Origin of the sequence: Pantoea sp. R102 (assembly GCF_004916815.1) — a bacterium.
Taxonomy (GTDB): Bacteria; Pseudomonadota; Gammaproteobacteria; order Enterobacterales; family Enterobacteriaceae; genus Pantoea; species Pantoea dispersa.
The window spans coordinates 13,090-27,495 of the sequence record NZ_SDFT01000042.1; the positions used below are offsets into that span (position 1 = coordinate 13,090).

At 56.8% G+C, this 14,406-nt stretch carries 10 protein-coding genes; 3 read left to right on the forward strand and 7 right to left on the reverse strand.

Features of this window, described 5'->3' with window-relative positions; genetic code table 11:
- Window positions 1–175 precede the first annotated feature (175 nt).
- The 4 genes from ERD80_RS05770 to treZ form a co-directional block, all read right to left on the reverse strand.
- Window positions 176–1,819 (reverse strand): methyl-accepting chemotaxis protein, encoded by a 1,644-nt coding sequence (locus ERD80_RS05770; protein WP_136546166.1) that lies wholly within the window; start codon window positions 1,817–1,819, stop codon window positions 176–178.
- Window positions 1,820–2,225: 406 nt separating this feature from the next.
- Window positions 2,226–4,301: a glycogen debranching protein GlgX gene (glgX, locus tag ERD80_RS05775; RefSeq protein WP_136546168.1), complete on the reverse strand. Its 2,076-nt coding sequence runs from the start codon at window positions 4,299–4,301 to the stop codon at window positions 2,226–2,228.
- A 59-nt stretch (window positions 4,302–4,360) separates the two neighbouring features.
- Entirely contained in the window at window positions 4,361–6,856 is a 2,496-nt protein-coding gene (gene treY, locus ERD80_RS05780; protein ID WP_136546170.1) for a malto-oligosyltrehalose synthase, read from the reverse strand.
- Complete coding sequence (treZ, locus tag ERD80_RS05785; protein WP_136546172.1) at window positions 6,853–8,637, reverse strand: malto-oligosyltrehalose trehalohydrolase; 1,785 nt, start codon at window positions 8,635–8,637, stop codon at window positions 6,853–6,855. The genes treY and treZ overlap by 4 nt, the downstream gene beginning before the upstream one ends.
- Window positions 8,638–8,965: 328 nt before the next feature.
- On the opposite strand from treZ, the gene ERD80_RS05790 reads away from it, so the two are divergent.
- Window positions 8,966–9,175, forward strand: a complete 210-nt coding sequence (locus ERD80_RS05790; protein WP_021509571.1) for a CsbD family protein — start codon at window positions 8,966–8,968, stop codon at window positions 9,173–9,175.
- Window positions 9,176–9,401: 226 nt separating this feature from the next.
- On the opposite strand, the gene ERD80_RS05795 is transcribed toward ERD80_RS05790, so the two are convergent.
- From ERD80_RS05795 to ERD80_RS05805, 3 genes are all read right to left on the reverse strand, one after another.
- On the reverse strand, window positions 9,402–10,685 hold the full coding sequence (locus ERD80_RS05795; RefSeq protein ID WP_136546174.1) for an MFS transporter: 1,284 nt from the start codon (window positions 10,683–10,685) through the stop codon (window positions 9,402–9,404).
- Between the two features lie 135 nt (window positions 10,686–10,820).
- Window positions 10,821–12,254 carry a glycine betaine/L-proline transporter ProP gene (gene proP, locus ERD80_RS05800; protein WP_031280122.1) on the reverse strand — a complete coding sequence of 478 codons (1,434 nt, stop codon included), beginning with the start codon at window positions 12,252–12,254 and terminating at the stop codon, window positions 10,821–10,823.
- Window positions 12,255–12,738: 484 nt separating this feature from the next.
- A complete protein-coding gene (locus ERD80_RS05805; RefSeq protein WP_136546176.1) occupies window positions 12,739–13,278 on the reverse strand; it encodes a nuclear transport factor 2 family protein in 540 nt (179 codons plus the stop codon).
- Between the two features lie 120 nt (window positions 13,279–13,398).
- On the opposite strand from ERD80_RS05805, the gene ERD80_RS05810 reads away from it, so the two are divergent.
- Entirely contained in the window at window positions 13,399–13,611 is a 213-nt protein-coding gene (locus ERD80_RS05810) for a LysR family transcriptional regulator (RefSeq protein ID WP_136546178.1), read from the forward strand.
- A 12-nt stretch (window positions 13,612–13,623) separates the two neighbouring features.
- Window positions 13,624–14,292, forward strand: a complete 669-nt coding sequence (locus tag ERD80_RS05815; RefSeq protein ID WP_136546180.1) for a LysR substrate-binding domain-containing protein — start codon at window positions 13,624–13,626, stop codon at window positions 14,290–14,292.
- The last annotated feature ends 114 nt before the right edge of the window (window positions 14,293–14,406 follow it).

Genomic DNA, 14,406 nt, shown 5'->3' on the forward strand with positions numbered 1-14,406 from the left:
GGAGCGGCGGGCATGCGGAGGTAAAACGCTTTCGTTGCTGATGACCGTTAGCATGGTTCACAGAATAGCAGTTTTGCTGGCGCTCGTTGAGGCAATGTCGCTCGCGTCAGCGCGCCGGGGAAAATTCGTCAGTGGGAGAAAGCCCCTCCGCGCGACGACGCGGAGGGCAAAGGGATTAGAAACTCTGCCAGTCGGCATCGCTGGCCAGTGCCAGGCGTCCCGGCTGTGGCGCTTTGTGGCTCGCCGGCGCAGGCTTGATGACCGGCGTTGCGCCGGATTCCGTCAGCACGAAGCGGGTCACCAGCTGGTTGAGCGTCTGGGCCTGCTCCTGCAGCGATTGCGACGCGGCTGAGGCCTGCTCCACCAGCGCGGCGTTCTGCTGCGTCACATCATCCATCTGATTCACCGCCTGCTGCACCTGGCTGATGCCCTGACTCTGCTCAACCGCGGCCGCGGCGATTTCGCTCATCAGTTCGCTGACCTGATGGATAGCGTCATTCATTACCTGCATATTGCTGCTGACGTCGCTGGCCTGGGCGGCCCCGGCTTCGGTCAGTCGATGCGACTCTTCAATCAGTCCCTTAATTTCGCGTGCGGCGGAAGTGGAGCGCTGAGACAGGCTGCGTACTTCGCCGGCCACCACCGCAAAGCCCTTGCCGTGCTCACCGGCGCGTGCGGCTTCGACTGCGGCGTTGAGCGCCAGAATATTGGTCTGGAAAGCGATACCTTCGATCATCGAAACAATGTCCGTGACCTTGCGCGAGCTGCCACGAATGTCATCCATGGTCGAGAGCATGGTGCTGAGCGAGGTACCACTTTTTTCCGACAGCGAACTGGCGTTAGCCGCCAGCTGGCTGGCCTGACGCGTGTTATCGGCGGTCTGACGTACGGTTTCACTCAGTTCAGTCATGCTGGCCGCGGTCTGCTCCAGCGAAGCAGCCTGCTGCTCGGTACGCGCAGAGAGGTCTTCGTTACCGGCGGCGATCTCCACTGACGCGCTGCCCACCGAATGTGAGGCGCTGCGCACGGCGCTTAACGAACTGGCGACGCTGCGCATCAGCTGATTGAAAGAGTGCGCCATGGTGCCCACCTCATCGCGACGGCTTTCGTCGGCGCTCAGCGTCAGGTCGAGATTTTCGCTGGCGCGCATCATGACTTTGCCGACATCGGACAGACTGCGACGAATGCGCAGCACGGTGAACAGGGCGAACAGGCCAAAAATAATCACTGTGGCTATCACGCCGGTAATGGTGGTCCACAGCACTTCATGGAAGGTGCTGAGGTTGGTGGCGCGTAACTCATCGCCGATAGAAATATTCAGCATCAGCTGCTGCTGGTAATTGGTGACCAGCTGGCGAATGGCGGCACCAATGCCGTTCTGCCCCTCGATCAGATCAAGGCTGATGGCGTTTTGATGCGCGCGCGAGGCAGTGAGAAACGCCGGCAGCCGCTCGCTCACGCGCTGAATATTGGCAAAGGCCAGCTCGGTCAGGCGCTTATCTTCGTCACTGGAGAGGTTGTGAGTCAGGTAGTAATCGGTGAGCGATTTCAGGCCGCCGATCTGTTTATCAATGTCCGCTTCAACCGCAGGCATGTTGCTGTCCTGCAGCTGGGTCTGATGTTTGTAGAGCGTCAGCGCCAGCTGATTGCTGCGATCAATTAACGTGTTGAGGTCTTTGATCGAGGGGATGGCATTGGTTTGCACATATTCAAAGCGCTCCTGGAAGCCGGAAAGCAGTGAGATGGCGAGCACGGCTTGCAGAATGATGGCGCCAAACAGCATGGAAAAGGTCAGTAACAATCGTTGGGAGATGTTCATCTTATTATCCTTAATCTAAACGCACCCCGACGCCTGACGCGGCGGGTACAAGGGCAGATTAAAGAACATCGGCAGATTGTGGTTTTTAGTTAATGAAATTTTAGCGCCGGGTATCAGAAGAGGCTGGCGGGTTAACAATGGAGCCGGTCGCCGTGAACGGCGACCCTACAGTGCATGTCCCGTTATTTGCGCAGGGTGCGCATTCATGCGCACCTGGAAACGGGGAGTGCATGTCCCGTTATTTCCGTCGGGTGCGTATTCATGCGCGCATGGAAACGGGGAGTGCATGTCCCATTGTTTCCGCAGGGTGCGCATTCATGCGCACCTGGAAAGCGGGGTGCATGTCCCGTTTTTTCCGTAGGGTGCGCATTCATGCGCACCTGGAAACCGGCACCTTGCGTTCCACTCACGGCCGGCGGAACAGCGCCAGGCTGCGGCCCTCCAGCTCGAAATCCTTCTCTTTGGTAATTACCAATCCCTTACTGGCGCTGTCGGAGGTGGTCAGCTCCAGCACCCAGCCGCCTTCACCAAACTGCGGGATGCGGAACGGCACATTGCCTTCAAACGGATTGAACAGCATCAGCACATCGTGCCAGATACCCTCTTCGGTTTGCAGGTCCGGACGCCCAATGTACACGCCGAGCGTCGAGCCCTCATCCCACTGTTCCGCCTGCTGGAAACCGCCGCCGGCGTTAAACCATTTAATCTCCATGCCGTCGCGCCAGCTTTCGCGTCGCAGCAGCGGCTGCTGCGCGCGCAGCGCAATCACCTGACGGGTGAAATCGCGTAACGCATCAGCGGAAGCCGGCAGATCTTCCCAGTGCAGCCAGGAAATCTCGCTATCCTGGCAATAGCCGTTGTTGTTGCCCATCTGGCTGCGGCCAAACTCATCGCCCGCCAGCAGCATCGGTGTGCCGTGAGAGAAAAACAGCGTGGCGAGGAAGTTACGCTTCTGCCGCTCGCGCACCGCGTTGATGCCTTCGTCGTCGGTGGGGCCTTCGGCACCGTAATTGTACGAACGGTTATCGTTGTGGCCGTCGTTGTTATCTTCCCCGTTGGCATCGTTATGCTTGTCGTTGTACGAGACCAGATCGTTCAGCGTAAAGCCATCGTGCGCGGTGATGAAATTGACGCTGGCCCACGGGCGGCGGCCGCGTTGATCGTACAGATCGCCGGAACCAAGCAGGCGCGCGGCAAAGTCGGTTGAGACGTTGTCGCCTTTCCAGTACTCACGCACCGTGTCGCGATATTTGTCGTTCCATTCGGCCCAGCCGGGCGGGAAACCACCCACCTGGTAGCCACCGGGGCCGATGTCCCAGGGTTCGCCGATCAGCTTCAGCTTAGACAACACCGGATCCTGCGTCATGGCATCAAAGAAGCCGCCACGCTGATCGAACCCTTCCGGCTCGCGGCCAAGAATGGTGCCGAGGTCGAAGCGAAAACCGTCGATATGCATCGATTCTGCCCAGTAGCGCAGCGAATCCGTCACCAGCTGCAGCACGCGCGGATGGGAGGTATTCACCGTGTTGCCAGTGCCGGTATCGTTGATGTAATAACGGTGCTGATCCGGCAGCGTGCGGTAGTAGGAGAAGTTATCAATCCCTTTAAACGACAGCGTCGGCCCCAGTTCGTTGCCTTCCGCGGTGTGGTTATACACCACGTCGAGAATCACTTCGATGCCGGCATCGTGGAAAGCGCGCACCATGTCGCGAAAGCCCTGAATACCGCGCGGGCCAAAATAGCGGCTGGCAGGCGCGAAAAAGGCCAGCGAGTTGTAGCCCCAGAAGTTTTTCAGTCCGCGATCCAGCAGATGCTGATCGTCCGGGAACCAGTGCACCGGCAGCAATTCCACTGAGGTCACGCCAAGGCTTTTGATGTAATCGACGGTAGATTTGTGGCTCATGCCGTCATAGGTGCCGCGCATCTCTGCCGGAATGGCCGGATTAAGCTGGGTGAAACCTTTGACGTGGGTTTCATAAATCACCGTGCTGGACCACAGAATGCTGGGCCGGTTGTGGTCCTGCCAGTCAAACTCATTGGTATCAATTACCCGGCACTTGGGGGTAAACGGCGCGCTGTCACGGGTATCCAGCGTCAGATCTTTATCTTCGTGCAGTAAATCGTAAGCGAAGTGCGCTTCATTCCAGTCGATGTTGCCCTGCAGCTCGCGGGCGTAGGGATCAATCAGTAATTTGCTCGGGTTAAAACGGTGACCGTTTTCCGGATCGAACGGTCCGTGAACGCGATAGCCATACAGCGCGCCGGGTTTCAGCCCGGGCACGTAGCCGTGCCAGATTTCGTGGGTATATTCCGGCAGATCGAAGCGGGCAATTTCATGCTGGCCGCTCTCATCGTACAGACAGAGTTCGACCCGTTCCGCGTGTGCTGAGAACAGCGCAAAGTTGACGCCTGCACCATCATAATTGGCGCCGAGCTGGTGCCCCGATCCGGCGGTGATTTCCATAGGTTTACCGTTAGACATTCAATCCTCTCCATCCAGTGAATAGATAGTCATGTAAAACAACAGGTTTATCGGGGACGCTACTGGCTAATCAGCACCAGCGGCGCGCTATAGCTCACATTGTCCAGCGTAATATCATCATTAATCACTACGGTTTCACCGGTCAGCACATTGCGATAGTGGCGATGCGCCAGCGATTCCGGCAGTGCCAGTCGGGTAAGACTCCACTGTGCACCATTGAAAATCAGCCGTGGCGTAATCACCAGCAGCGCGTAGCCGCTGTCCTGACGGGCAAAGGCGATCACTTTTTCCGCATGTTCGCCCGATGCACTGAGCGGTTGATAATCACCAAAGCGGAACAACTGCGCATGGTCGCGGCGCAGATGCAACAGGCGCGCAACCATCTGCTGTTTCAGCCGACCGCTCAGCCAGTCCTGCTGGCTGGCAAAGTCCGGCGCGGCGTGGACATTCAGCTGCGCCGTCAGCTGAGCGAAATCCGGCTCGCGCCGGTTGTCCGGATCGACCAGGCTGAAATCCAGCGCTTCGCAGCCCTGATAGATATCCGGCACGCCCGGCGCGGTCAGTTTGATCACCGTCTGGCTCAGGCTGTTAACCAGTCCGGCACGGATGAACGGCTGTAGCGCGAGGCTAAAGTCCTGCAGGAACGCCGGATTGGTGGGCGACAGCAGCTGACGGGCATACTCCAGTACAGCGTTTTCGTAAGCCTCATTGCCGTCCGCCCAGTCGGTGCGTAACTTCGCCTCGCGCAGGGCTTTTTCTACAAACGGTAAAAAGCGATCGCGCAGCGCGTCGAGTGCCGCTGTGTCCTCCGGCTGCAGCGTGGTGGGCCAGACGCCGGCCAGCGCCTGATACAGCATCCACTCGACCGGCGGTTCGGGCGCCGGGCCGTCCGCCAGCGCGACTACGTGCGGCTGATTCATCTGCCGCCAGCGCGTCACGTTCTCCGCCCACAGCGCCGGCGCTTCACTCAGGGTATACAGCCGCGCGCGCGCATCTTCGCCGCGCTTGGTGTCGTGCGTGGAGGTGCCGGACAGCCCATCCGGCTGATGCTGCAGCCGGGTTTGCATGTCGCGATGAAAGCGTTCAAGCGAAAACGCGTGTGGCAGTGGTTCGGCACCCACTTCATTGATCGCCAGCGCCACGTGATTGCGGAAAAACAGCGTGTCTTCGACCGATTTCGCCATCAGCGGGCCGGTCAGCTGCTGGAAGCGGGCGCGGAATTCCGCCGCATCCTGCTCGCCCTGTTCAGTGATCGCCCCCAGCAGTAATGCCTGCAAAAAGCTCAGCGCCGCAGGCGAGGCGCTGTGTTTAACCTGCTCCAGCACCTGTAACAGCAACGCTTCGCCTTCCAGCGGCATTCCGGCTTTCCGGCCGTAGGTGCGATACACCGGGAAGGCGATCAGCAGTTCGCGCAGCGCCACGTGCAGCTCAGCCTCACTGAAGTTGCGATGCACCAGATCGGCTGCCTCGGTAGCCAGCGCCAGCAGGCGGCTGAATTCCCCGGCAAAGTTGCGATCAACCATCAGTTCACGTGCCGCACGCAGGCCAGCCGCCACGTCGTTACGTTCGGCGGATACCGCTTCATAGGCCAGATGCAGCATATCGATCTGATTATCATCAATCAGCGCATGCGACAGCGCGGCGATAAACTCGTAACCGGTGGTGCCGGACACCGGCCAGTCGGCGGGCAGTTGCTCACCGTCAGCGAGAATCTTCTCCACCGTGATATAACACGCGTCGCCCGCGGCCTGACGCAGCTGTTGCAGATAGCCGAGCGGATCAGCCAGCCCGTCAACGTGATCGACGCGCAGCCCGCTCACCACACCGCTGTGTACCAGTTCAAGAATCAGGCGATGCGAAGCCGCGAACACCTCTTCATCTTCGACGCGCACGCCGACCAGCCCGGTAATTTCAAAGAAGCGGCGGTAGGAGAGCGCGCTGCGCGCCTCACGCCAGTTCATCAACTGCCACGGCTGTTGCGCATGCAGTTCTGCGATGGCCGCGCGATCGCGCAGCGCCAGCACCTCGTCTTTACGCTGCTGCCAGCTGGCGGGCGTCAGCGGGTAGTAACTGTCGTAATAGACCAGCGCCGGATTGCCGCTGTGCGGATCGGCCTTGATACTGAGTTCATCATTGGCCAGCACGCGGTCAAAATCATCGCCGAGGAACGGCAGCGTCAGCCTGCGCGACCAGTCGATATCAAAGTAGCGCGCGTAGCGGCTGGCTTCCCCGTGTTCAATCACATCGCGCCACCAGGCATTTTCCAGCGACGCCGCCATGTGGTTAGGCACAATATCGAGGATCAGGCCAATCCCGGCCTGCTGCAGCGCCGCGCTGAGGCGGTCAAAACCGGCGCGTCCGCCAATCGCCGGGTCAATCTCATTGGCATCGGTGACGTCATAGCCGTGCGTCGAGTCGCGCGTGGCGGTAAAGATCGGCGAGGCATAGAGATGGCTGATGCCCAGTTGCTGCAGATAGGGCACCAGCTGCGCTGCGCGGTCAAAGGTCATGCCGTTACGGAACTGGATGCGGTAAGTCGCGGTTGGAATGCTCATTGCGCTGCTCCTTTTGCCAGACGCACGATGAGAGAGTGCTGCGGCAGTTCGCCGCTTTCCTGTGGCCACGCAAAGAGCGTCTCGCCGGGCATCGCGGGCAGCGGCTGGCTCTGCTGTCCAATATTCAGCGCCAGTGACAGCTGGCCCTGCGGGAACTGCCAGCTAACGGTAACAAAGCCCGGTGCGGTGCGCAGCACCTGGCCGTTGTGCTGGCGTGCATCCGGCAGCAGCGGCACGATGTGCTGCTGGCGCAACGCCAGTAGCTGGCGCGTGAGCGTCAGCCACGCCTGGCCTGCGGGATTTTCCACTTTGCGCCAGTCCAGTTTCGACCGCGTGAAGGTCTCTTCAGCGTTGGGATCCGGCACCGTCTCGTCATGACCGGCGTGACCGGTAAATTCGCGCGCCCGTCCTTCGCGCACCGCTTTCGCCAGATCGCCGTGGAAATCGGTGAAGAACAGGAACGGGTTGGTTTCACCGTACTCTTCGCCCATAAACAGCAGCGGAATGTGCGGTGACAACAGCAGGGTGGCGAGCAGCACTTTGGTGCGATCGGCACCGGCCAGGCTAATCAGGCGTTCGCCCTGGGCGCGGTTGCCCACCTGATCGTGGTTCTGGATGAAGTCGACAAACGCGACCGGCGGCTGGCCTGCGCTGGGTACGCCGCGCCGCTGGCCACTCTGTGGTGACAGCTCGCCCTGATAAGCAAAGCCCTCGGTGAGAATGCGCGCGATTAATTTCTCCGGTACGTCGGCGAAATCCTGGTAATACGCGTGCGTCTCGCCGGTGGCAAAGACATGAATGGCATTATGAAAATCGTCGTTCCATTCACCGCTGAACAGTGGCGCGTTACCGTCCGCATCGCGCGGATGCAGGAAGATCACGTTGCGGCTGTCTTCGGTGGTGAGATGGATCGGGCGAGAGTGGATTTCGCTGCGAATGCGTTCGGCAATCTCGATCAGCACATGCTGGCTGGACGTGTCCTCAATCTGGTCGATGGCATCGAAGCGCAGGCCGTCGAGGTTAAACTCCTTCAGCCAGTAGAGCGGCGCTTCGACGATATAACGCCGCGCGGCATCGACATCGTAAGCAATTCCGGCACCCCACGGCGTCATGCGCTCTTCGTGGAAAAAGGCCGGTGCCAGCAGTGGCAGGTAATTGCCTTCCGGACCAAAGTGGTTGAGCACAATATCCAGCACCACCGACAATCCCAGCGCGTGCGCGGCATCGACAAAGGCTTTGAAATCATCCGGTGAGCCATACGCCGAGTGCGGCGCATACAGCAGAACGCCATCATAGCCCCAGCCGCGCGTGCCGCCAAACTGCGATACCGGCAGCACTTCGATCATGGTGATACCAAGCTCTGCCAGCGCAGGGAGTTTTGCGATAGCCGCGCGGAAGGTGCCTTCGGCGGTAAAGGTGCCGATGTGCAGCTCGTAGACCACCGTTTCATGCCAGGGCCGTCCCTGCCAGTTGCGCTGCTGCCAGGCATAATGGTGTGGGTCGATGACCAGAGAAGGGCCGTTGACATCGGCGCGTTGTGCCCGCGCGGCCGGATCGGGCACCGTGCTGCCATCGGCCAGCTCGTAGTGATATTCGCTGCCGTGACCAGGTCCGCGCAGCGTCAGGCTGAACCAGCCATCCTGCTGCGGCTGCATGGCATGCTGCTGACCATCGGCGTGAAGGGTAATTTGCTGCTGACCGGGTGCCCAAAGGCGAAACCGCACGCTGCCGTCAGCAAGGATTTCAGCACCCCAGGATTTTTCCAACGTTGTGGATTCCATTCTATTGCCTCGTTAAGCCCCGCACGGGGAATGGACGACATCAAGCGATTCGCGTTCCTTAAAACCATTTACTCTCTGAATACAAAAGACTAAATGCCCTGGTAGCAAACGGGTACGCAGATAAATCACTGAGTACCCTGAAAAATCATAGCCTATATTTTCAGATTTAATTCCCGCTGCGCTTTAAACAGTACCGTTACGTAAATTTTCCGTTTTGTTCGCTTAAGCACCTTTTAATCTCAGTCATAGGCTACGCTTATCTCTGCGCAGTTAACCGATGCGCGAAATAATGCCAGGCGGCACTGTCACCTAAATGAGGAGAACACTGATGAACGAAGATCGTATCAGCGGAAACTGGAAGCAGTTCAAAGGAAAAGTGAAAGAGAAATGGGGCCAGCTTACAGATGACGATTTAGACGTAGCCGAAGGGAAACGCGATCAATTAGTCGGCCGCATTCAGGAGCGCTACGGCTACGGTAAAGATCAAGCAGAGAAAGAAGTCAAAGAGTGGGAAGATAGTAATAAATTTAACTGGTAGTGTTGGTTATCCCCGGTACACTGATGTGCCGGGGTTTTGTTATTTATAATGGCACTGTTTTTGAGCTGGATAAAATATCAGGCATGTCTTGATTTATTTTCTATGTTATTTCAGACATATATATGCCTATATATTCATCACTCCTGTAAAAAAAATCTTTCGGCCCCTGTAGGGTCGCCATTGATGGCGACCAATGATAGGTGCTTACCTGCACAAACGCTTTTTCTCAAAGGGGTCTGCGGTGATCGTCCTTATTTAGCGAAAGCAGCGCGACAAAACTCACTACGGCGGTGGCCATCACATACCAGGCGGGAATGTCGGCGTTGCCGGTTTGCTTCATCAGGCCGGTAATGATCAGACCCGCGCAGCCGGAAAACAGCGCGTTGGAGAGCGAATAGGCCAGCCCCAGCCCGGTGTAACGCACGCGGGTCGGGAACATCTCGGCCAGCATCGCCGGTCCCGGTCCGGCCAGCATGCCCACCAGCGCACCGGCGATAAACACCACCAGCGCTTTGATCGCCATATCGCTCTCCGGATGCTGCAGCACTTTCAGCAGCGGGAAAGCCAGCACCAGCAGCAAAAACGTCGCCAGCAGCATTAATGTGCGGCGGCCATAGCGATCGCTGAGTATGCCGGCCGGCAGGATGGTGGCGGCAAAGCCGAGGTTAGAGATGACCGCAATCAGCAGCGCCTGGTTAAAGCCGGTATGCAGCGCGGCCTGCAGATAGGTGGGCATGATCACCAGGTAGGTATAACCGGCGGCCGACCATACCATTAACCGCCCAATGCCTAGCACGATAGCGCGTAGCGTGACACCCAGCGACGCCTGCTGTTGCGGCGCCGCCGGTGTCTGGCTGAACTGCGGTGATTCGTCGAGGCCGCTGCGCAGCCACAGCGCCACAGCGCCGAGCGGCAGCGCCAGCAGGAAAGGAATGCGCCAGCCCCAGGCGTTCATGGCGGCGTCTCCCAGCAGCAGCGGCAGTACTGCCACCACGCCCGCGCCCGCCAGCAGTCCGAGCGCCACCGTCAGCGACTGCCACGCGCCATAAAATCCGCGCTTGCCGGGCGGCGCCGATTCGGTCATCAGCGAGACCGCGCCGCCGTATTCTCCGCCGGCAAACAGCCCCTGCAAAATGCGTAGCAGTGTAATCAGCAGCGGCGCAGCCACGCCAATGCTGGCATAAACCGGGACCAGACCGATGGCGACGGTGGCCAGCGTCATCAATACCAGCACCGCGATCAGCACCGGTTTACGGCCATAGCGATCGCCCAGGCGGCCAAACAGTACTGCCCCTAACGGGCGAAAAAAGAACGCCACCGCGAAGGCCGCATAGGTGAGGATCAGGCTGGTGAGGGCGCTTTCTCCTTCCAGCTGAAAGAAATGTTTAGCGATCAGCGTGGCCATGAAACCGTACACGGCGAATTCATACCACTCGATAAAATTGCCGACGGATCCGGCAATCAGTACGCGCTTTTGATTAACGGCGGGAGCCACTGCAGATGACATCATTATCCCTTAATGAGTAAAAAACAGTCAGAGAGGGTCAGTCTACCGCAGCCCGGGGCGATTATCTGAGCTATAAGTCTGACGCAGGGCACAAAAAAGGTGCGCATTGAGCGCACCTGATGTGAATATCAGCGAGGATTATGCTGGCTGCTGTTTTTTACGGCTGCGCTGTTTACGCAGTTTATCAATCAGTTTATGCGCCTCGGCTTTAGTCGCTACCGCAGGGGATGAACCTTTCAGTGGCTTACGTGCTGTCTCACTCAGCGTTAATACTGTTAACAAACCAATCACGCCGGCACCCATCATGTAATACGCCGGCATCATGGTATTGTGCGTGGTGTCGACCAGCCATGCGGTAATTAACGGTGTGGTGCCACCGAACAGCGAGACTGACAAATTAAAGCCGATAGCCAGCGCGCTGTAACGAATATCGGTGACAAACAGTGCCGGTAATGTCGCTGGCATGGTGCCGCTAAAGCAGGTATGTAGTAAGCCCAGCACGGCCAGACCGGCAAATACCCATAGCATGTTGCCAGAACCAATCAGCATGAACGCCGGGATCGCCAGCACTAATAATCCCAGCGCGCCGAAACCAATCACCGGTTTACGGCCGATGCGGTCGGTAAAATGGCCCCACATTAAGGTCAGCGGCATCATGATAAACATCACCACCATCACCAGCAACAGGCCGGATATTTCGCTCAGCCCCAGAATGCCGGTTAAATAACTCGGCATATAGGCGGTTAGCATATAATTAGACACGTTAAACAGCAGCACCAGACCAATACACTTCAATAGCGGCTTACTCTGCGTGCGCAGCATTTGCCACAGCGTGAGCTGCGGCTTGTTATGTTCGGCCTCTTCACGCTTATCCATATGCTCTTTAAACGCGGGTGTCTCTTCCAGCTTCAGGCGGATATACAGGCCAAACAGCCCCAGCGGCGCGGCCAGGAAGAACGGAATGCGCCAGCCCCAGTCCATCATCGCCTGATGCGGCAGCAGCGCAATCATACCGGTCACCAGGCTGGCGCCCAGCAGATAACCGGCCAGCGTACCAAACTCCAGGAAGCTGCCCATAAAACCGCGGCGTTTGTCGGTGGAGTATTCCGCAATAAAGGTGGCGGCACCGCCATATTCACCGCCGGTGGAAAAGCCCTGCACCAGACGCGCCAGCAACAGCAGGATCGGCGCGGCAATACCGATACTGGCATAGCTGGGAATCAGGCCAATACAGAAGGTGCCAATCGACATCATAATCATGGTGAAGGCCAGCACTTTCTGCCGGCCAAAGCGATCGCCGAGTGGACCAAATACCATGCCGCCAATCGGGCGTACTAAAAACGCGGCCGCAAAAGTACCAAACGACGCAATAAGCTGCGCGGTATTACTGGCGTCCGGGAAAAATACCTGGCCGATAATCACGGCAAGGTAACTATAAACGCCGAAATCAAACCACTCCATGGTATTACCCAGCGCTGCGGCGCTGACGGCGCGTTTCAATAATTTGTTGTCAATGACGGTAATATCGTCAACGGTCAAATCAGGTTTATTGGTCATCGTTCCGGTGCTCATAAACTCCCCATGAGTAAAATTGGAGCGATCTTATAGCTTTCGCAGCCGGCACTTCACAAAGGGAAATGAAAGCTATAAGAGGCTGAAAGGCGGTCACCTTAGGAAATATTTTATCTTTACGCAAGTTTGCGACATATATCCTTGCAATTAAGCGTAGCGTTAGAGTATGGGACTGTCAAAAGGCGCAGCGGCTGAAATAACCCATTATGCTGATGTTTAAGGCTGATAGCATTCTGCACATGATATTCTTTGGTGAGGCGATGATTTATAGGGGAATATACTGCATTGCTACATGATAAGAATGTCGGCTTTGATAAATTTCATACGTTACAGGCAAGTACATCATCAAAGAATTTGGCTGAAAGGAATAGCCAGACTGTTGCCATGCTGGACACCAACCTGCGCCGCCAGTCTCGTAGCGGATTATCATTGATGACGTCGCTGCATAGCGTGGTCTGGCTCAATGACTGTCTTGTCGCGTTAATTATCGTGATTGCCGGCTGAATACATCTTTCAGCCCCTGGGAAAGCAATGCGCGTGATAAACCGCTACCGTCCACAGGAATCAACGTCCTGCGATGAATTTTCCATTGGCCCGCAATGCGTTTTAACTCCCAGCGATTCACTACAACGCGGTGTATGCGATAGCCAGGAGAGCTGCCGTGATTGGCCAGCATGCGTGATTCGCCTTTATCATCCAGATAAATTAACTGTAAATAAGAGGTGACTACCGCGCTGTCTTCGCGCAGATCAATCAAGGGTAATCCGGTAAAATGCGCTAATCCGCTAGCCAGTGCTTCCTCATGCTCAGGCCGCAAAATAAAGGCGGCTATCGCCTCTGCACCCTCCGCGCCATCAAGATGAGGACCGCGATTGAATTCACTCTTTTCCAGATAAACCGATAATGTATATTCCGCCATTGCAGTATCTGCGCTGGGAGGATGTGACGCAATCAATTCATAAATCGCCAGTTTGTCTTCGATAATTTGTAATCTCTGCGCTAATTCAAGGTTTTCCTGCAGCATAAAGTGCTCCTGATATTATTTATTAATTATGATTTGAGTGATTATAACGAGATACTTACAGGCGTGAAGTTCCTGTATCTTAATGGTGTGTTAAGTGGCAATTAATAAAGGACATCAATAATGATTAACAGCGCGGAGTATCTGGCTTTACGGGCTTTCGTCGTGGTTGCTCAGCAACTGAATTTCAGAGCCGCTGCGGAAATATTAGGGGTATCTGCGTCAGCCGTCAGTCAGCAAATCACCGCGCTGGAAGCACAACTCGGGCAACGTTTGCTGAACCGGACCACCCGGGCGGTATATCTTACCGATGATGGCAAGTCCTTGTTTCTTTAGACTGCACCCATTATGACTAATCTGCATGAGACCCTGCAGCAGGCACACGCCAGAAGCCAGGATATTAAGGGGCTGATTCGCGTTCATGCTTTTCGATCGGGTGCTGAAATGTTTCTTGATCACAATATTGCCGGGTTTCTTACTGATTATCCCAACGTGCAGCTGGATATCACAACCAGCGATGCGCCGGTCGATCTGAGCCGCGGCGGCTATGATTTATCACTGCGCTTAGGCGAGGTGCTGGAACCGGGATTTGTTGCTATTCCATTAGGCAAGCCGCTCCATCAGATTGTGGTCGCTGCGCCAGCATATCTGGCAAAGCATGGTGCGGTTGAAGTCCCGGAAGATCTGATCAATCACAATTGCATCGGCTGGCGCTGGCCGGGAAGTAGCAGGGTAGAGCCCTGGCAGTTCTTAAATGAGGGGAAAATTTTTGATATTCCCGTGCACGGAAATCTGGTGGTAGACGATCGCGAAAGGCAGCGGCAGGCCGCTATTGCTGGCGCAGGTATTGCCCAGTTAACGGCGGAACGGGTCAGTGCATTGCTGGCCTCCGGCAAGCTTTGTCGCCTTCTGCAACCCTGGGAGATGGAATTCCCGGGTTATTCACTTTGCTGGATAGCGGGTAAAGCCATGTCACCTGCCATGCGCGCGTTTATACAATGGCTTCGCATAAAATAACCCTGCCCGGAGTGTGCCAGCGCACTCTGTTCACTTCGATTAATCACCACGTTTTTAGCTCATCTTCGCCCGGCTCGCCCCTCTTATAAACGTTTACCAGCGGCTTCACGCTGA

Coding starts and splice junctions, on each gene's coding strand:
- glgX (WP_136546168.1), bottom strand. CDS start 4,301: ATGTCTAACGGTAAACCTATGGAAATCACCGCCGGATCGGGGCACCAG.
- treZ (WP_136546172.1), bottom strand. CDS start 8,637: ATGGAATCCACAACGTTGGAAAAATCCTGGGGTGCTGAAATCCTTGCT.
- ERD80_RS05795 (WP_136546174.1), bottom strand. CDS start 10,685: ATGATGTCATCTGCAGTGGCTCCCGCCGTTAATCAAAAGCGCGTACTG.
- ERD80_RS05770 (WP_136546166.1), bottom strand. CDS start 1,819: ATGAACATCTCCCAACGATTGTTACTGACCTTTTCCATGCTGTTTGGC.
- ERD80_RS05810 (WP_136546178.1), top strand. CDS start 13,399: ATGATTAACAGCGCGGAGTATCTGGCTTTACGGGCTTTCGTCGTGGTT.
- proP (WP_031280122.1), bottom strand. CDS start 12,254: ATGAGCACCGGAACGATGACCAATAAACCTGATTTGACCGTTGACGAT.
- ERD80_RS05805 (WP_136546176.1), bottom strand. CDS start 13,278: ATGCTGCAGGAAAACCTTGAATTAGCGCAGAGATTACAAATTATCGAA.
- ERD80_RS05790 (WP_021509571.1), top strand. CDS start 8,966: ATGAACGAAGATCGTATCAGCGGAAACTGGAAGCAGTTCAAAGGAAAA.
- treY (WP_136546170.1), bottom strand. CDS start 6,856: ATGAGCATTCCAACCGCGACTTACCGCATCCAGTTCCGTAACGGCATG.
- ERD80_RS05815 (WP_136546180.1), top strand. CDS start 13,624: ATGACTAATCTGCATGAGACCCTGCAGCAGGCACACGCCAGAAGCCAG.